The following is a 16,843-nucleotide window of genomic DNA, read 5'->3' on the forward strand; positions in this document are numbered from 1 at the left end:
CCTTTTTAAGTTTATCATATAAAAAAGCCGCTACTATTAATGTAGCGGCTTTTTTGTAGTACTTTTGTGTTATGCTTCAAGTTAAAAACCTCACTTTTAGTTATAAAAAAAATAAGATTTTAGATGAGATTAATTTCTCAGTAAATTCTGGTGAACACCTTTCTATAATTGGTGAAAGTGGCTCTGGAAAAACCACGCTACTTAAGCTTCTTTATGGCAAATATGATTTAGATGATGGTACAATATTCTGGAAAGATCAGCAAATATTAGGTCCACAGTACAACCTTGTCGTTGGATATCATTTTATAAAGCATGTGGCTCAAGAATTTGATTTAATGCCATATACAAGTGTGCAAGAAAACATCGGTGAATTTCTATCAAATTTCTACCCAGAAGAAAAGCAAAAACGAACTCTGGAATTACTGGAAGTTGTTGAACTTTCAGAATTTGCTAATGTAAAAGTGAAAACGCTTAGTGGAGGACAGAAACAACGTGTGGCACTTGCTCGTGCATTGGCTAAAGAGCCTGAAATTATTCTGCTTGATGAACCTTTTAGTCATATTGATAATTTTAAAAAACAATCGCTTAGAAGACGGGTTTTTACATATTTAAAAGACAAACAGATTACGTGTATCGTAGCAACTCACGATAAAAATGATGTTTTAGGATTTGCAGACCGAATGCTTCTATTAAACAATGCTAAAATTGAAGCAAATGATTCACCTAAACAGTTATTTAAAAACCCAAAAACACCTATAGTCGCTTCCTTTTTTGATGAGTTTAATATCATCCATACTGAAATCGTTTATGCTCATCAACTCAAAGTTGTGAAGACATCAAATATTGAAGTTAAAGTTGTTAAAAATTACTTTAAAGGACCTTATTATTTAATTCAATCTAGTTTTGGAAATGAACCTTTATTTTTTGAAAATTTAAAGGAAATTCCTGAAGGAAGTCTCGTCTGTTTAGCTGTTAACAAATAGCAAAGGCTCCATATTTACCATGATGTGACATCGACAAAGCATCACAAACTTGTTCCTGATTTGAAAACACATTTGGTACACCAGACGCTGTTTTTTTTATTTCAAATGATCTTAAGTCTTTTCCCTTCTTTAATGATATATACTTTAATAATTGTACTCTTACTATTTCACCTTGATTGGCCTCAAACAATTTAAAATGATGAACTTCTAGGCTTAGGGTTTCGGCTTTCACTGCTATACTGTGAACATATTCTGACGTAATTACAGACTTTAAATAATATGATTTTTTATCAATACAAGCAATCCCTTGGTTGTGTAACATCAACTGGCATTGAATTCGTTTCGGATTAAAAAAACGACATTCAGTTTCTCTTACATAAGCCTTATAAGCAGCTTCTTTCATACTCCAAAGTAACCAAACCATTTGTGCTTTACTTTCAGAAGCTGAAATAAATAATTGTTCTTTTGGTGTAAATATTTTATCTAAAAACCGAGGTCGCTTCCAGTTCGAATCTTTTGCTGCTTGTTTTAAATCAACAATATCGTTTCCGATCATTTTTCAGCTAATTTTTGATTAACAATATCCATAGCTGCTTTTACTGAAGTCATTTTTTCCATATCTTCATTCTCTATTCTAATATCAAATTCATCTTCAACATCCAGAATAACATCAACAAGATTTGCTGAGTTAATTTTCAAATCATTGATAAAATCTGTGTCTTCAGACAATTGTCTGAAGGAGTGTTCATCTTGGATATAAGGTTGAACAATTGTTTTTAGTTTGGCTATTAATTCGTCTTTGGTCATCGTTTACAAATTGTCTCCTCAAGCGCAGCCGAGAGGTTATTAAATAGTTCTCGACTTCGCTAGAACTGACAAGAGTTTTTAAAGTTTATTCTAAATACTTTTTAAAGATAATACATGCATTGACATCACCAAAACCAAAACTCGCTTTTGCCGCAATATTAAGTTCTGTATGCAAAACCTGCTTTATTATTTTTTCTTCTGAAATTAATCTGGAAATTTCATCGTGGATATCCTCACAATTGATATTAGGAAATATAAACTGTTCTTTCAACTGAAGAACGGTTGCTACACTTTCTATACTTCCAGCAGCTGCCAGACAATGGCCAATCATCGATTTTAAAGAGTTTATATAAGGGAACGTTTTGCCTTTTCTATTAATAGCTTTCGTCCAGTTTTCTATTTCAAGGCTGTCTTTTGAAGTTGCTGTTAAATGCCCATTAATGGTATCGATATCATTTGCTGAAATATTTGCATTTGCTATTGCTTCCTTAATACAACGCTGCACAGCTTTTGCATTTGGAGCTGTCATGGTACCTCCTTGTCGTTGTCCTCCAGAATTAATTTGTCCACCTAAAACCTCAGCATAAATAGTTGCGTTTCGGTGTTGTGCGCTTTCTAAAGATTCTAAAACCAAAGCACCTGCGCCAGCGCCTGGCACAAACCCTGAAGCTGTTGCACTCATTGGTCTTGATCCTTGTTCTGGTAAGTCATTGTGCTTATAAGTCATCACTCGCATGGCATCAAATCCTCCCCAAATATAAGGTCCATCATCACTACAGCTGCCAACCAACATGCGTTTAGCCTGACCGTTTTTAATACGTTCGTAACCCATTAAAATCGCTTCTGTTCCTGTTGTACAGGCAGAAGAATTTGTCGTCACTTGATTTCCTAATCCTAAGATTCCACCTAAAAAAGCGCTAATTCCACTAGCCATGGTTTGAACAACAACAGTGCTTCCTAAACGTTTTACGTTACCTTCATCGAGTTTATAAATCGCTTCTCTGAATTTTTCAACACCTGAGGTTCCTGTTCCAAAAATCATTCCACTATCATAATCTAATTCACTATCAGCATTAACAAAAAATCCTGCATCTTTCCAGGCATCAATTCCTGCCATACATCCATACAGAATACCAGAGCTATGGAAACCTCTTAATTGAAGAGGTGTTAAATACTCTAGTTGTTTTTCTTCGGAAATTTGAGGGATTCCACCAATGCAGCACGAGAAATTTAAATCGGCTAATTGTTGATGAAATGTGATTCCCGATGCTCCTTTTTTTATAGCTTCAGAAAACGCATTAATGCCTACTCCATTTGGTGCAACGACTCCTAAACCTGTTATGACGACTCTGTTTTTCATGCTTTAAACATTCCTGAAATTGTTCCACGACATATCAACTCTTCTCTTTCATTCAGCATTTTGACATTACATTTCAATTTATTAAATCTAAAAACCTCTTTTTTAGAAACCACAGTCACTTTTTTTCCTGGAAATACAGGTAGAAAAAAATCGACTTGGCTTGAAGTTAAAGCTATTTGTGGATGATTTTGTTCTGAAATTTCATCTTTCAATAAATGAATTCCAAAGCATACCAAACCAATTTGAGCCATACATTCTGTTAGAATTACGCCTGGTGTAACTGGATTATTTTTAAAATGACCTTTATAAAAATAAGCGTCTTTTTTAAAGGTATAATTCCCTGTTATACTTTCTGAAGATAGCGCAGTCAATTCATCAACAAACAAAAACGGATCTTGATAAGGTAATAATGCTATGATTTGATTTGATGTCATGTGTTAACTTATATGTTCGCCTCCATCTACAGGAATGACGCAACCGTTAATCCAGGACGCTTCATCTTTTGATAACAGATAAACTGCATTGGCTACATCTTCAGGCTGTGTTAATTTTTTAAACGGATTTCGTTTTAAACTATGTGCTTTTATTAGGTCACTTCCAGGAATCATGCGCAACGATGCTGTATCTGTTACTCCAGCCTGAATACAATTCGCTCTAATTCCAAAAGGTGCAAATTCTAAAGCTATATTTCTGGTTATGGCTTCTAAAGTGACTTTAGCTGCTGAAACGGCTGCATAATGCTTCCATGCTTTGGTATTTCCTTCACTTGTAAAACTTATAATTCTAGCATCTTTTGCAAACAAATGGGCTTTAAAAATGGCTTTTGTCCAATCGTACAAACTGATAGCCATCGCATTAATGGTTAAAGTGAAATCGTCATTTTTCAAAGTTGAGGAATCTTTAGAAACCATTGGCTTTAGATTTCCTTTTGCAACGCTGTGAACCAAAGTTCTTATTGTTCCACCAGAGCCAAATATGGTTTTTAATTCAGTTATAATCCCTTCTCTTTTTTCAGGTTTAAAAGCATCAATGTTAAAGGATTTGAATTGTACATCTTCGGCTTTGATGTTATCAAATTCAGTATTAATGTCATCTTCTTGAGCTCTTGAGTTGCGATGGATGATGCAAATATTCATACCATGTCTTGCGAGTTTTTTAGCTGTTGCTAAACCCAATCCGCTGGAGCCTCCTAAAATAAGTGCCCAATAGTTTTTATCTTGAAATTCTTTCATATTACTATCTTATTAAAAAGACACTTCGACTGCGCTCAGTGTGACATTTAATTACCACTCCAACAAAATACGTTGCGCTGAAAATCCTGGTCCGAAACTCAACATTAATCCTAAATCGCCTTTCGGTAATTGTTTATCCATAAAACGCTCTAAAACATATAAAACCGTTGCACTGCTCATGTTTCCATACAATTTAAGAACTTCTTTAGTATCATCGATATTCTTTCCTAAAGATCCGAATAAATCTTCAACGGTTTGCACAATTTTCTTTCCGCCAGGATGAAAAATAAGATGATCTACATCTTCAATAGTGATATTATTTCGTTCTAAAAACGGATATACAATCCTTGGAAAGTGTTCTGAAATTGTTTCAGGAACAGCTTTATCTAAAATCATTTGTAAACCTGTATTCACCAATTTAAAACCCATCATGGTTTCAGCATCATAAAAATGATACATGGCTTCATCAATTATTTTCGGGCCTTCTTCATGTTCATAAGACGACAAAATAACACTTGCTGCTCCATCACCAAAAATGGCTGCACTCACTATATTGACCATTGAAAAATCATCCAGTTGAAATGTTGCTGTTGGCGATTCTACAGCAACAACTGCTGCGCGTTTATTTGGGTTTGCTTTCAGAAAATTCTTCGCATAAATGATTCCTGAAACACCAGCTGCACAACCCATTTCGGTCACAGGAAGTCTAACAATATCCTGCTTCATTTTGAGGTTGTTAATCAAATATGCATCCATTGAGGGAATCATAATTCCTGTACAACTTACCGTAATAATATAATCAATATCTGTTGGTTTTAAACTGGATTTGTCAAGTGCTTTGACCAAAGACTGTTCAGCTAATTTTACAACTTCACGAGCATAAATATCATTTTTTTCTTCAAAAGATGTTTTCAAAAACACCTCTTCAGCATCCATAATAGAATAGCGTCTATCGACTCCAGCATTTTCAAAAAGCTTGATTACTTTTCGTTGAAACCGCTCTTCCTGACCAGATAACCAGATGTTTAAATACGGAATGATATCCTTGGTTTCTCTGGTGTATTTTGGTAGTTGTTTTGCTACTGATATAATTTTTACACTCATATATTTTTGTTCTTCAGAATCCATTGAAAACGAAAAGCCCATTTCCATTGTATTTGATAATTTGCGTTTAATTGCTGTGACATCTCCACTAATTCCTGTCGCTTAAATCCTCGTAATACAGATGTTAATCCGTCTTCAACAATCGTTTTGTTGGTAATCGTTACACAGAGTAATTTAAACAAATAATAAGCTAGTTTATGTCGGTGTAAATCATTTACCACGATTCCTAATGTTGCCTTTTCTAAAACCGGTTTTAAAAACGATACTAACTCATCATTTTTAAAGTGGTGCAGAAATAAGGTCGTCAGTCCCAAATCGTAATCTAGAGTTTTAAATTCCTCTGAAAAAACATCTAAGGCTTTAAACTCAATATTATCATAAGCTTTTGATTGCGAATAAGCATAATCAACTGTATGCTGATTTGCATCGATTCCAATCAACTGAAATTGATAACCATTTTTCTTTCCAAATCGTGATACTTGTCTCAAAATATCACCTCCTCCGCATCCTAAATCGATAATGGTTATGGCTTCACTTTTCGGATGGTTTTTAAGTGCTTTTTTTAATCCGTTAATGGTGACCTTGTTTCCGCCAAGCCATTGATTTATTTTTGCGAGTTTATCTAATGCATCATGAAGTATCGGACCATTATAATCTAAATCGTCCATAATTTCCTCTGCTTCGCTTCTGTATTTTGTATTCACCAACAAACTCATTCTATTGTCATTATTTTACCATGTGTTCGTTTAATAATGGACGGTAAAATGGCTGGAAACCATTTAAGACCATGCATTAATACTTGAGATAATTTAGGCTGATTAAATACATTAGCAACCATATGGCCTGTTTTTAAGCGCGATTTGAACGCAACATTCCATTCTCTAAGATACTGCTTTTCTAATGCATCTCTATCGGAAGTTTCCGAATTAAAATAGTTGATAATTAATACAGAAGCCATTTGAGCACTTCTTATCGCTATACTCATACCATTTCCACAAAGCGGATGAATTAAAGCTGCTGTATCACCACACATAAGAATGTGATTTTCAACAGGCTTTTTAGCATCAAAAGAAATTTGACTTATCGTTAAGGGTTCTTCAAACACTGGGTTTGTACTGTTGAAAATGTGTCTTAGAAACATATTTTGACATAAGACTTTCTGTTGAAATTCATCAATGTTCTTATACTTTTTAAACCTATTAACGTTCGTAATATAGCATACGTTTATGTTGTCGTTTTCAACTTTAGATACACCACAATAACCTCCTTCAAAATTATGAAGTGCTACAACATCATCTGGAAAAATTCCTGCTACATGCGTTTTCACAGCTAGATAAGGCGACTTACGCTTTATAAATTGACGATTGAGTTTGATGTCTAGATTGGAACGTTTTCCGTAGGCACCAATGACAATTTTAGCTTTAAATAGCTCAGTGTTTTTAGTATTTACTGAAAACTCATCATTTAAAAACTGTATGTCTTCAACTGAATCCTGAAGGATTTCAGCGCCAACTTCATGTGCTTTATTGGCTAAGGCATGGTCTAAACAAAACCTGCTAATCCCAAAACCACCTAAAGGTAGTGTTGTAGAAATTAGTTTGCTTTGGGTTGTTGATAATTGAAATTTATTGATTCTTTTTGCTCCTAATGAAAACACATCAATATCCAAAAATTTGAGGTATGGTAAGACTTCATTAGAAATATATTCACCACAAACCTTATGTTTTGGGTAACTGTTTTTTTCAATCACTAACACACGCAAGTTCGCATTTGATAAATGAATGGCACTTGATAAACCAGCCAATCCACCACCAACGATAATAACATCAAATGTTGACGAACTCTTATTCAATTTCTTTTTCTAAATCTTTTTTTAAAGATACGCTGAAAATAATTTAGAATAAATTTAGATAATCTTAATAATCTCAAACACCTGATTCCTAAACTCAATATAATCTCCAACTTGTTTACCTAAGAGTAATTTAGCAATAGGTGTATTTGCAGAAATCGCATAGAACAATTGGTTTTGTGCTTTGATTTCGCCAGCGCTTATGGCTATGAAATAATTAGCCTGTGTTGTAAAGACGACACTTCCTAATCCGATAACCGAAGACGTTTTTGATACATCAATTTTAGAAAGTACCTGATTTATTTTTTGAATTTCTGCCAGTTGCTGACCCGCTTTTTCGCGTTCTAATTGCAACATTGCACGACCTGTTTCATGTTTGTCTCCAGCAGAGCTTTTGGTTTCAGAGGTTAGTGATTCTTGAATTTCATTAATGGTGTTTTGTATCGCTTTTAAGCGAGTATCAATAAACTCCTGACATTGAATATACAATTTTGTTTTCAAATTATTTGTTGTTATCATCTCGCTTTGGGTAGTTTAATGGTCCAAAATAATTCATTTGTTTAACAACCCATACTTTTCTACTTTCTATGTATGGTGACGCTGGACGAGCTCTGTATTTTAATGGACTTGGTAAAATTGACGCAATTGCAGCTGCTTCATATTTCGATAGTTTTGATGCTGATTTTTTAAACCAATATTGAGATGCAGCTTCAGCACCATAAATTCCAGGTCCCATTTCAATGCTATTCAAATAGACTTCCATGATGCGTTCTTTACTCCAGATTAACTCTATAAGAAATGTGAAATAGGTTTCTAATGCTTTTCGCGTCCAGCTTCTTTTTGGCCAGAGGAATACATTTTTTGCAGTTTGTTGAGAAATGGTACTTGCACCTTTTAATTTTTTGCCTTTTCTATTGTTTTCATAAGCTTTTTCAATAGCTTTAATATCAAAACCATGATGTTTTAGAAAGTTTTGGTCTTCACTACAGATTACAGCCAATTGCAAATTTGTAGAGATGTCTTCAAGTGGCATCCAGTCATGTTTCCAACCTTCTTTATTAGGGTCTGTTTGCTCTATATTTCGAATCACCATCAAAGGTGTCATTGGCACTGGAGTCCATTTAAATACAAAAACGACAACCACTGAAAATACAATGAGCCAAAACAATGTTTTGAAAAGGAATTTGAAGAAACGTTTTATGAATTTCATGGTTTACTTTTGCAATAAATCGGCTAATTCTTTACCAACTAAACTTCCAATAGCAACTCCCATTCCTCCTAAACGCACTCCGCAAAATACGTGATTACTCATCTGTTGTACAATGGGCTTTTTCTGTTGTCCAACTCCCATAATGCCACTCCAACGATGTTCAATTTCAAAAGGTGTGTTTGGTAAAATTGTGGTTTTTAAAAGGTCTTCCAGTTTATTTTGGATTAATGTCGTTTGACTTAATTTTGTAGTTTCTTCGCCTTTAAAATCGAGATTTCTTCCACCACCAAATAGAATTCTATCCTCTATATTTCTGAAATAATAATAGCCTTGATCCAGGTGAAATGTTCCTTTTAGATGTAAATTATCGATTGGTTTTGTGATTAATACCTGAGCTCTAGCTGGTTTGACTTCGGAAATGTTTAATACGGAAGCAAATCCATTGGTAGCAATTAGCAATTTAGATGTGTTGAATTCAAACTGATTGGTTTTGATTTTTACGGATGTGGTATCTTCTGAAAATTCTTCTACAGTAATATTGTTTAATATTTTAATTCCAGAACTTAATGCGAGTTGCATTAATGACATCATCATTTTTCCTGTGTCTATCTGACCTTCAAACTGGTTTACGCTTAATGTGCTTTTACAATTTTTGAAACCAAAGGCATCAGATTCAAAACGAAATACCTCCTGATGAAACAAGGGTTTTAAAAAAGAATTTATCTGGTCTTGTCTGGCTTTACATTCCTCTAATAAATCATCGAAGTTTGAAAATAATTCAAAGCCTCCTAATTGTTGGTAGTTGATATTGCTGTCGCCTAATGTGTGTCGTAGTAATTGTAATCCGTTAATACGTTGTTTCACTAATTGAAAGACCTCATCTTCAGAATGAGATTTCAGATCATCTATGATTTCACTTAAACTTCCAAAGCATGCAAAACCTGCGTTTTTTGTACTTGCTCCTTGAGGTAGCGTTCCTTTTTCAAGAATTAAAACACTCGCTTTAGGAAAGCGCTGCTTTAATTGTAGTGCACAATTTAAACCTACAATTCCGCTACCAACGATGGTATAATCTACATTGGTTAGCCATGATTTTATTTCCCAGTAGGATAAGTTCACAGTTGTTGAGTTGTTGAGTAAAAATAGTGATTTTTGGTTTGCTTAATATGAAAATATACAAACTAGATTTTAGCAGTCATTTCTGTTAAGGATAGAAGCGGTATCCTTTTTTGCTTTTTCAAAAAAGATTTAGCGGATAGCCTGACGCTTTGGAGCTTTTGCGGAAAAGGGTAACAGCCAAAAAAAACTCCGAAACGTTAATTTCGGAGTTGTTGCATTAATCTTCTGTTTCAGGTTTGATTTTAAAATCTTCCATAAATTTCGTGGTATAATTACCAGCCAGATAATCGGGATGCTCCATCAATTGTCTGTGAAAAGGAATGGTTGTTTTAATCCCTTCAATGACGAATTCATCTAAAGCACGTTTCATTTTGTTGATGGCTTCTTCACGTGTTTGTGCAGTTGTAATCAACTTAGCAATCATAGAATCGTAGTTAGGCGGAATTACATATCCAGCATAAACATGCGTATCTAAACGCACTCCGTGACCACCTGGAGCATGCAATGTTGTAATGCGTCCTGGTGAAGGTCGGAAATCGTTAAAAGGATCTTCTGCATTGATACGACACTCGATAGAATGTAAATTAGGAGTGTAGTTTTTTCCAGAAATTGGTACGCCTGCAGCTACTAAAATTTGTTCACGAATTAAATCAAAATCAATGACCTGTTCTGTAATTGGGTGTTCAACCTGAATACGAGTATTCATTTCCATAAAGTAGAAATTACGATGCTTATCTACTAAAAACTCTACAGTACCTGCACCTTCATATTTAATGTATTCTGCTGCTTTAACTGCTGCAAGTCCCATTTTCTTGCGTAAGGCTGTGGTCATGAATGGCGATGGCACTTCTTCGGTTAATTTTTGGTGACGACGTTGTACCGAACAATCACGCTCAGATAAGTGACATGCTTTACCTGTTGAGTCTCCCACCACCTGAATTTCAATGTGACGAGGTTCTTCAATCAATTTTTCCATGTACATATCGTCATTTCCGAAGGCAGCTTTAGATTCTGTTCGTGCAGATTCCCAGGCATTTTGTAAATCTTCAGGTTTCCAAACGGCACGCATCCCTTTTCCACCTCCACCTGCAGATGCTTTAAGCATGACTGGGTAACCGGTTTCTTTGGCTAATTTTTTACACTCTTCAAAATCTTCTATGATACCTTCACTTCCTGGAACACAGGGCACTCCTGCAGCAAGCATAGTTGCTTTTGCGTTAGCTTTGTCTCCCATCCTGTCAATCATTTCAGGAGAAGCTCCAATAAATTTAATATCGTGTTCTTGGCAAATTTTTGAAAACTTCGCATTTTCAGATAGAAAACCGTAGCCTGGATGTATCGCGTCAGCATTAGTTATTTCTGCTGCTGCAATGATATTTGATATTTTAAGGTAGGACTCACTACTTGCTGGTGGACCAATACAAACAGCCTCATCGGCAAATTTTACGTGTAAGCTTTCCGCATCAGCAGTTGAGTAAACCGCAACGGTTTTGATACCCATTTCTTTACAGGTTCTAATAACACGAAGTGCTATTTCTCCTCTATTAGCAATCAATATTTTTTTGAACATAACTTCTATTTAAAAAATTCAATTTCCAAGCACCAAATTCCAATAATTGGGTTTTGGGATTTGTGGATTGGAATTTTCAATTGTTATGATGGATCAACTAAGAATAATGGTTGATCAAACTCTACTGGAGACGAATCGTCAACTAAAATTTTAACGATTTTTCCAGATACTTCAGACTCAATTTCATTAAACAATTTCATTGCTTCAATCACACAAAGCACATCACCTTCTCCTATTTTAGATCCTACCTCAACAAACATAGGTTTGTCTGGAGATGGTTTACGATAAAATGTACCTATGATTGGTGATTTTATGGTAATAAATTTTGAGTCTTCAGAAGCTGCAGGAGCTTCTTTTGCTGGTTCTGCAACAGGAGCAGCAGCAGCGACAGGCTGAGCTACTGGTTGATTCATTGGTATTTGCTGAACATAAGTAGTAGATTCTCCTTTGTCATCTGCACCTGTTTTTATGGTGATTTTAATATCATCCATTTCTAATTTAACCTCACTTGCTCCAGATTTGGCAACAAATTTGATTAAGTTTTGAATTTCCTTAATATCCATAATTATTTAGTCTTTTTAATTAGTTAGTTTAAACGTTAGGAATTATAAGCCCATTTCAAATAGATTGAGCCCCAAGTAAATCCGCCTCCAAATGCTGCGAATATAATTTTATCACCTTTTTTTAGTTGTGATTCGTAATCATGCAACAGTAATGGTAGTGTTGCTGAAGTAGTATTTCCGTATTTATGAATGTTCATCATCACTTTTTCTGATTCTAATGACATTCTGTTAGCGGTAGCTTCAATAATTCTTTTATTAGCTTGATGTGCTGCTAACCAGGCAATATCTTCTTTAGTTAAGTTATTTCTTTCTAAGATACGCTCGGTAACATCTGCCATGTTAAATACTGCATTTTTAAATACTGTTTTCCCTTCTTGAAAAACATAATGCTTTCCTTCCTTGAAGGTATCAGCAGTAATTGGATATGAAGATCCACCATAAGTTGCTTGAAGAAATTCTCGTCCTTCACCATTACTTCTCAAATATTCATCTTGTAACCCTAGACCTTCCTCATTAGGTTCAAAAAGAACAGCTCCTGCTCCATCTCCAAAAATGATACAAGTTGCTCTGTCTTTATAGTTTATGAATGAAGAGTTTTTATCAGCTCCTATAAGCAGTACCTTTTTGTATTTACCAGATTCAATATAACCTGAAGCAACAGACATTCCGAAAAGAAAACTAGAACAAGCCGCTTCTAAGTCAAACGAAAAAGCGTTTACAGCACCTATTTCAGTAGCTGTATAAGCTGCAGTTGAAGCAGCTTTCATATCTGGAGTTGCTGTTGCAACTATGACCAATTCAATCTCTTTAGGATCAATACCTTTTTTATTAATGAGATCTTTAGCAGCATTTATAGCAAGGAAAGATGTTCCTTTGCCTTCGCCTTTAAGAATTCTTCGCTCTTTAATACCTGTACGAGTTGTAATCCATTCGTCATTAGTATCAACCATGGTTTCCAAAATTTGGTTGGTCAATTTATATTCAGGTAAATAAGCTCCTACACCAGTAATTGCGGCTGTGATTTTACTCATATTGTATTTTTAAAACAGTCCCAAAAAGACAAAAAACGTCGAAAAAAGGTAAAATTTTAATGAATTTACTAAATTTTGAACGAATATGATGCAAATTAAGTCGTTTTTAAGACTTATAGAAATTAAACATAAAAAAAACGCTCAATGTTGAGCGTTTTATTATATGCGTGCATAGTATTTATGCTAAGTTTTCTTCAGCTTCAGAATTATCAATCAATACCTGACCTCTGTAATATAATTTACCTTCGTGCCAGTGAGCTCTATGGTAAAGGTGTGCTTCTCCTGTAGTAGGACACGTAGCAATTGTAGGAACAGATGCTTTATAATGTGTTCTTCTTTTATCTCTTCTTGTTTTAGATATTTTTCTTTTAGGATGTGCCATTTTATATATTATTTATCCGTTAATAGTTTTTTTAATGTATTCCAACGAGGATCAATTTCCTCAGATGTTTCTTCTTTTTCTTCTAAACCTTTTGGGCTTAATTCTTCTAATTTTTTAAGTATGTCTGAATCCAATGTACCATCTTCTACTCCTGGATGAATTCGTTTTGCTGGCATAGATAATATAATTAATTCATATATATACTGCGCAACATTTATTTCGTATTCACCATGTGGTAAAATGACTATGTCTTCAAAATCATCATTGTATTCATCTCCAAATTTCACAACCAAATCAAACTCACCGTTTATATTCTGGTTATAAGGTTCGTTTGTAAGGTCACAATTGACATTTACCACACCTAAAACTTGAAAATGTAACTCCAACAGTGTTGTTTTCTTTTCGAAAGTCAACTCTGTTTTAACATTTACATCATTAAAATCATCATACTCAAAATGTTCAAAGAACTTTTTATCAATTTGATAATCAAAATGGTGCTTTCCTATCTTGAGACCAACATAAGGTATGGTATAGTCTTTTAAGGGCTTCATCATCGCATTCATTTTGAGCCTGCAAATATATATATTATTATTTATTTTTTAGGTGTTATAAACAAAAAAATGTTTATATCTTTTTTGACCTTGGTTTTAAAGGGTTTTTTGAGATTTCTTGAAATTCGTTTCTATTCTTAAAAATTTGGATGGCTGTAAAAACAGCTTCTTTAAACGAGCCGTTATCTGCTTCTCCTTTTCCAGCAATTTCAAAAGCAGTTCCATGGTCTGGAGATGTTCTTACTTTGTTGAGTCCTGCTGTATAATTAACTCCATTTCCGAAGGCGATTGTTTTAAAAGGTATTAATCCTTGATCGTGATAAGCGGCAATAACGGCATCAAAATTTTTATAATTTCCTGAACCGAAAAAACTGTCGGCAGAATATGGTCCGTAAACAAGTTTTTTATTAGCTCTTATTTTTTCTAATGTTGGTTTTAGTACTTTTTCGTCTTCATTTCCGATTACACCATTGTCTCCAGCATGTGGATTGATACCTAAAACTGCAATTTTAGGTTTGCTTATTCTAAAATCTTTAATTAATGACTTATAAACAGTTTCCACCTTTTCTTCAATAAGTTTAGAAGTTATTTGTTCAGGAACATCTTTTACAGGAACGTGATCTGTAAGCAATCCTACTTTTAGGTTTTCGGTAACCATGAACATGAGGCTTTTGCCTCCTAATTTTTCAGCCAAGTAATTGGTATGGCCTGGAAATTTGAAGCTTTCAGATTGAATATTATGTTTATGAATTGGCGCTGTTACCAGGACATCTATCGCTTCGTTTTTTAATGCTTCTGTTGCTTTTTCGAGAGATTTAACAGAATATTCTCCAATTTTAATATCCTCTTCACCAAAATTGATTGTTATATTTTCTTTCCAAACATTGAGCACATTGATTTTACCTTCAACGATTTGATTGATATGATTAATGCCGTGAAAATTAATCGCGCTTCCAAAATGCTTTTTGAAAAAAGACATTGTTTTTATTGAGGCAAAAATAACTGGTGTACAAAACTCCAACATTCTATTGTCTTCAAACGTCTTTATAATGATTTCTGAACCGATACCATTGAGGTCTCCAATTGAAATTCCTAGTTTTATTTTATGTTCTTTCTTCATGTAATAATCCTTAACTTCTGCACATTTTCACCATAATTTTGGATGAAATTTATATGTCTAATCAATTAAATGCTATCTTTTGTGCGTATTTTTGTGATTACAAATTTAACCATTTAATTGACATTATGTTTACAGGTATTATTGAAGATTTAGGTATTGTAACCAAATTAGAAAACGAAAACGAAAACCTTCATCTGACCATGCGTTCTAAAATAACTCATGAATTAAAAATTGACCAAAGCATTTCTCATAATGGCATCTGTTTAACAGTTGTAGATATTGACGATGACACCTATACTGTTACTGCTATAAAAGAAACTTTAGATAAGACGAATCTTAGTCAACTAAAAACGGGTGATCTAGTTAATATTGAACGTGCTATGAAATTAGGAGACAGACTTGATGGCCATATTGTACAAGGTCATGTTGATCAAACCGCTGTTTGTAAGCATATTAAAAACACAAATGGCAGTTGGGTATTTACCTTTGAATATGATAAGGCTTTAAACAATATCACTATTGAAAAAGGGTCAATTACAGTAAATGGTGTGAGTTTGACTGTTGTGGATTCTAAAACACACATGTTTAGTGTAGCTATTATTCCTTATACATATGAACACACTAATTTTAACATCTTTACTGAAGGAACTGTTGTGAATTTAGAATTTGATGTTGTTGGAAAATACATTAAAAGATTGTATGATATAAATGCTATATCTTCTTAACGTCTTGAATATTTAAATCGCTTTACGATACCATAAACAAGTGCTATTACCAATAATACTGGTAAAAAATCATCGATAGGCATACCTGGAGGTGGTGGTGGGACAGGAGGAGGTGGTGCAGTATCTGGCTGTGCACTACATACAAAACTTATTAATACAAATAAGATTGAGGCTATATTTTTCCTGTTTTGTATTTTCATTAGGTCGTAAAAGTATAAAAAAAACTGTGTCAACAAAATAAAATATGAAAACTCCTCTCTAAAAGACGAAAAACATCGATTAAATGTATTTTTTTGTCTTAAAATCGTTAAAATTTTCCTAATGTCAAATATATGCTTTTTTAACACATTTAAAAGCAATTCAACATTATTTTAGTTTTAATACGTTGTTATGTTGTATTTTACTATCATCATATATACGATATTATCTATACTTTGGTTTTATTTATTTCAAAATCAAAACTCATCTTAAAGTATAAGAAAACCTACTATTTATGCATTTCATCTAAAACTTCAATAACCTCATGTTTTTTTCTCACTGATACAGGAACACTTTTGCCATTTTTAAGCATTAAATACCCTCCATCAGTTTTTATAAAGGCATTTATACATTGGAGATTTACCAAATGACTCTGGTGTACTCTCAAAAACCCATAAGGTTTTAATAAATCTGCAAAGTACTTTAATGTTTTAGTTACAAAAATTTTTTTGTCGTCCTTAAGATAAAACATCGTATTGTTACTATCAGATTCACAACGAATAATATCATCTAAGTTGACAATTATAATTTTATCTAATGTGTGTAACGATATTTTATCTGGTTTTTTATCAGGTGAATTTAAGGTCTGTTTCAAGATATTAAGTCGTTCTTTATTTGGTTGAATTTGCTGCTTAGCTCTTTCTATTGCTTTTGATAATTCTTCTTGAGCATAAGGTTTTAAAACATAATCTATTGCTGCAAATTTGAATGCTTTGATGGCAAACTCATCGCTAGCAGTAACAAAAATGATTTTTGATTTTAATTCTGGAAAGATCTCAAGGATATCAAATCCAGTGCCATCACCCAACATAATATCTAAAAACAAAATATCTGGTTCATTATTGCGAAGCACTTTTGCGGCTTCAACCACACTTTGAGCTGTATGTATGATTTTTATTTCTGGATGATGCCTTTCAATATCTCTTTTTAAAAGTTGCATTGCATCCATTAAATCTTCTACTATAATTGCTGTTAACAT

The 16,843-nt window shown here is 33.8% G+C and carries 21 protein-coding genes; 2 read left to right on the forward strand and 19 right to left on the reverse strand.

Features of this window, described 5'->3' with window-relative positions:
* Window positions 1-71: 71 nt before the first annotated feature.
* A complete protein-coding gene (locus ACRHNM_RS01475; protein WP_431132930.1) occupies window positions 72-983 on the forward strand; it encodes an ABC transporter ATP-binding protein in 912 nt (303 codons plus the stop codon).
* On the opposite strand, the gene ACRHNM_RS01480 is transcribed toward ACRHNM_RS01475, so the two are convergent.
* From ACRHNM_RS01480 to pdxA, 17 genes are all read right to left on the reverse strand, one after another.
* On the reverse strand, window positions 973-1,539 hold the full coding sequence (locus ACRHNM_RS01480) for a 4'-phosphopantetheinyl transferase family protein (RefSeq protein ID WP_431132932.1): 567 nt from the start codon (window positions 1,537-1,539) through the stop codon (window positions 973-975). The two genes, ACRHNM_RS01475 and ACRHNM_RS01480, sit on opposite strands and share 11 nt — an antisense overlap.
* On the reverse strand, window positions 1,536-1,790 hold the full coding sequence (locus ACRHNM_RS01485; protein WP_431132934.1) for an acyl carrier protein: 255 nt from the start codon (window positions 1,788-1,790) through the stop codon (window positions 1,536-1,538). Before ACRHNM_RS01485 ends, ACRHNM_RS01480 begins: the two co-directional genes overlap by 4 nt.
* 85 nt (window positions 1,791-1,875) lie before the next feature.
* Window positions 1,876-3,150, reverse strand: coding sequence for a beta-ketoacyl-[acyl-carrier-protein] synthase family protein (locus tag ACRHNM_RS01490; RefSeq protein ID WP_431132937.1), 1,275 nt, complete (start codon window positions 3,148-3,150; stop codon window positions 1,876-1,878).
* Window positions 3,147-3,584: a 3-hydroxyacyl-ACP dehydratase FabZ family protein gene (locus tag ACRHNM_RS01495; RefSeq protein ID WP_431132938.1), complete on the reverse strand. Its 438-nt coding sequence runs from the start codon at window positions 3,582-3,584 to the stop codon at window positions 3,147-3,149. Before ACRHNM_RS01495 ends, ACRHNM_RS01490 begins: the two co-directional genes overlap by 4 nt.
* Window positions 3,585-3,587: 3 nt before the next feature.
* A complete protein-coding gene (locus tag ACRHNM_RS01500) occupies window positions 3,588-4,382 on the reverse strand; it encodes an SDR family oxidoreductase (protein WP_431132940.1) in 795 nt (264 codons plus the stop codon).
* Window positions 4,383-4,433: 51 nt separating this feature from the next.
* Complete coding sequence (locus tag ACRHNM_RS01505; RefSeq protein WP_431133997.1) at window positions 4,434-5,486, reverse strand: type III polyketide synthase; 1,053 nt, start codon at window positions 5,484-5,486, stop codon at window positions 4,434-4,436.
* Entirely contained in the window at window positions 5,483-6,190 is a 708-nt protein-coding gene (locus ACRHNM_RS01510; RefSeq protein ID WP_431132942.1) for a methyltransferase domain-containing protein, read from the reverse strand. Before ACRHNM_RS01510 ends, ACRHNM_RS01505 begins: the two co-directional genes overlap by 4 nt.
* Window positions 6,191-6,198: 8 nt before the next feature.
* Window positions 6,199-7,338, reverse strand: coding sequence for an NAD(P)/FAD-dependent oxidoreductase (locus ACRHNM_RS01515; RefSeq protein ID WP_431132944.1), 1,140 nt, complete (start codon window positions 7,336-7,338; stop codon window positions 6,199-6,201).
* 54 nt (window positions 7,339-7,392) lie between these two features.
* A complete protein-coding gene (locus ACRHNM_RS01520; RefSeq protein ID WP_431132946.1) occupies window positions 7,393-7,854 on the reverse strand; it encodes a 3-oxoacyl-ACP synthase in 462 nt (153 codons plus the stop codon).
* Window positions 7,838-8,545 carry a monofunctional biosynthetic peptidoglycan transglycosylase gene (gene mtgA, locus ACRHNM_RS01525; RefSeq protein ID WP_431132948.1) on the reverse strand — a complete coding sequence of 236 codons (708 nt, stop codon included), beginning with the start codon at window positions 8,543-8,545 and terminating at the stop codon, window positions 7,838-7,840. The genes ACRHNM_RS01520 and mtgA overlap by 17 nt, the downstream gene beginning before the upstream one ends.
* A gap of 3 nt (window positions 8,546-8,548) precedes the next feature.
* Window positions 8,549-9,664, reverse strand: coding sequence for an NAD(P)/FAD-dependent oxidoreductase (locus tag ACRHNM_RS01530; protein WP_431132950.1), 1,116 nt, complete (start codon window positions 9,662-9,664; stop codon window positions 8,549-8,551).
* Window positions 9,665-9,881: 217 nt separating this feature from the next.
* Window positions 9,882-11,234, reverse strand: a complete 1,353-nt coding sequence (gene accC, locus ACRHNM_RS01535) for an acetyl-CoA carboxylase biotin carboxylase subunit (RefSeq protein WP_431132952.1) — start codon at window positions 11,232-11,234, stop codon at window positions 9,882-9,884.
* A gap of 83 nt (window positions 11,235-11,317) precedes the next feature.
* Window positions 11,318-11,797, reverse strand: coding sequence for an acetyl-CoA carboxylase biotin carboxyl carrier protein (gene accB / locus ACRHNM_RS01540; RefSeq protein ID WP_431132953.1), 480 nt, complete (start codon window positions 11,795-11,797; stop codon window positions 11,318-11,320).
* A 35-nt stretch (window positions 11,798-11,832) separates the two neighbouring features.
* On the reverse strand, window positions 11,833-12,828 hold the full coding sequence (locus ACRHNM_RS01545) for a beta-ketoacyl-ACP synthase III (protein ID WP_431132955.1): 996 nt from the start codon (window positions 12,826-12,828) through the stop codon (window positions 11,833-11,835).
* A 178-nt stretch (window positions 12,829-13,006) separates the two neighbouring features.
* Window positions 13,007-13,210: a 50S ribosomal protein L32 gene (rpmF, locus tag ACRHNM_RS01550; RefSeq protein ID WP_204344563.1), complete on the reverse strand. Its 204-nt coding sequence runs from the start codon at window positions 13,208-13,210 to the stop codon at window positions 13,007-13,009.
* 8 nt (window positions 13,211-13,218) lie between these two features.
* The gene (locus ACRHNM_RS01555; protein WP_431133999.1) at window positions 13,219-13,761 is read right to left on the reverse strand and encodes a YceD family protein; all 543 of its coding nucleotides are present in this window, start codon (window positions 13,759-13,761) and stop codon (window positions 13,219-13,221) included.
* A 73-nt stretch (window positions 13,762-13,834) separates the two neighbouring features.
* Complete coding sequence (gene pdxA / locus ACRHNM_RS01560) at window positions 13,835-14,881, reverse strand: 4-hydroxythreonine-4-phosphate dehydrogenase PdxA (RefSeq protein WP_431132958.1); 1,047 nt, start codon at window positions 14,879-14,881, stop codon at window positions 13,835-13,837.
* A 125-nt stretch (window positions 14,882-15,006) separates the two neighbouring features.
* Here pdxA and ACRHNM_RS01565 point away from each other — a divergent pair, with 125 nt between their 5' ends.
* A complete protein-coding gene (locus ACRHNM_RS01565) occupies window positions 15,007-15,606 on the forward strand; it encodes a riboflavin synthase (protein WP_431134001.1) in 600 nt (199 codons plus the stop codon).
* Here ACRHNM_RS01565 and ACRHNM_RS01570 read toward each other — a convergent pair.
* Window positions 15,603-15,806, reverse strand: a complete 204-nt coding sequence (locus ACRHNM_RS01570; RefSeq protein WP_431132960.1) for a PID-CTERM protein-sorting domain-containing protein — start codon at window positions 15,804-15,806, stop codon at window positions 15,603-15,605. The genes ACRHNM_RS01565 and ACRHNM_RS01570 overlap by 4 nt on opposite strands.
* Window positions 15,807-16,093: 287 nt before the next feature.
* Entirely contained in the window at window positions 16,094-16,843 is a 750-nt protein-coding gene (locus ACRHNM_RS01575; RefSeq protein WP_431132962.1) for a LytR/AlgR family response regulator transcription factor, read from the reverse strand.

Origin of the sequence: Psychroserpens mesophilus (assembly GCF_050617655.1) — a bacterium.
GTDB lineage: Bacteria > Bacteroidota > Bacteroidia > Flavobacteriales > Flavobacteriaceae > Psychroserpens > Psychroserpens mesophilus_A.

Coding starts and splice junctions, on each gene's coding strand:
- ACRHNM_RS01475 (WP_431132930.1), top strand. CDS start 72: ATGCTTCAAGTTAAAAACCTCACTTTTAGTTATAAAAAAAATAAGATT.
- ACRHNM_RS01480 (WP_431132932.1), bottom strand. CDS start 1,539: ATGATCGGAAACGATATTGTTGATTTAAAACAAGCAGCAAAAGATTCG.
- ACRHNM_RS01485 (WP_431132934.1), bottom strand. CDS start 1,790: ATGACCAAAGACGAATTAATAGCCAAACTAAAAACAATTGTTCAACCT.
- ACRHNM_RS01490 (WP_431132937.1), bottom strand. CDS start 3,150: ATGAAAAACAGAGTCGTCATAACAGGTTTAGGAGTCGTTGCACCAAAT.
- ACRHNM_RS01495 (WP_431132938.1), bottom strand. CDS start 3,584: ATGACATCAAATCAAATCATAGCATTATTACCTTATCAAGATCCGTTT.
- ACRHNM_RS01500 (WP_431132940.1), bottom strand. CDS start 4,382: ATGAAAGAATTTCAAGATAAAAACTATTGGGCACTTATTTTAGGAGGC.
- ACRHNM_RS01505 (WP_431133997.1), bottom strand. CDS start 5,486: ATGAGTGTAAAAATTATATCAGTAGCAAAACAACTACCAAAATACACC.
- ACRHNM_RS01520 (WP_431132946.1), bottom strand. CDS start 7,854: ATGATAACAACAAATAATTTGAAAACAAAATTGTATATTCAATGTCAG.
- mtgA (WP_431132948.1), bottom strand. CDS start 8,545: ATGAAATTCATAAAACGTTTCTTCAAATTCCTTTTCAAAACATTGTTT.
- accC (WP_431132952.1), bottom strand. CDS start 11,234: ATGTTCAAAAAAATATTGATTGCTAATAGAGGAGAAATAGCACTTCGT.
- accB (WP_431132953.1), bottom strand. CDS start 11,797: ATGGATATTAAGGAAATTCAAAACTTAATCAAATTTGTTGCCAAATCT.
- ACRHNM_RS01545 (WP_431132955.1), bottom strand. CDS start 12,828: ATGAGTAAAATCACAGCCGCAATTACTGGTGTAGGAGCTTATTTACCT.
- rpmF (WP_204344563.1), bottom strand. CDS start 13,210: ATGGCACATCCTAAAAGAAAAATATCTAAAACAAGAAGAGATAAAAGA.
- ACRHNM_RS01555 (WP_431133999.1), bottom strand. CDS start 13,761: ATGAAGCCCTTAAAAGACTATACCATACCTTATGTTGGTCTCAAGATA.
- pdxA (WP_431132958.1), bottom strand. CDS start 14,881: ATGAAGAAAGAACATAAAATAAAACTAGGAATTTCAATTGGAGACCTC.
- ACRHNM_RS01565 (WP_431134001.1), top strand. CDS start 15,007: ATGTTTACAGGTATTATTGAAGATTTAGGTATTGTAACCAAATTAGAA.
- ACRHNM_RS01570 (WP_431132960.1), bottom strand. CDS start 15,806: ATGAAAATACAAAACAGGAAAAATATAGCCTCAATCTTATTTGTATTA.
- ACRHNM_RS01575 (WP_431132962.1), bottom strand. CDS start 16,843: ATGTTAACAGCAATTATAGTAGAAGATTTAATGGATGCAATGCAACTT.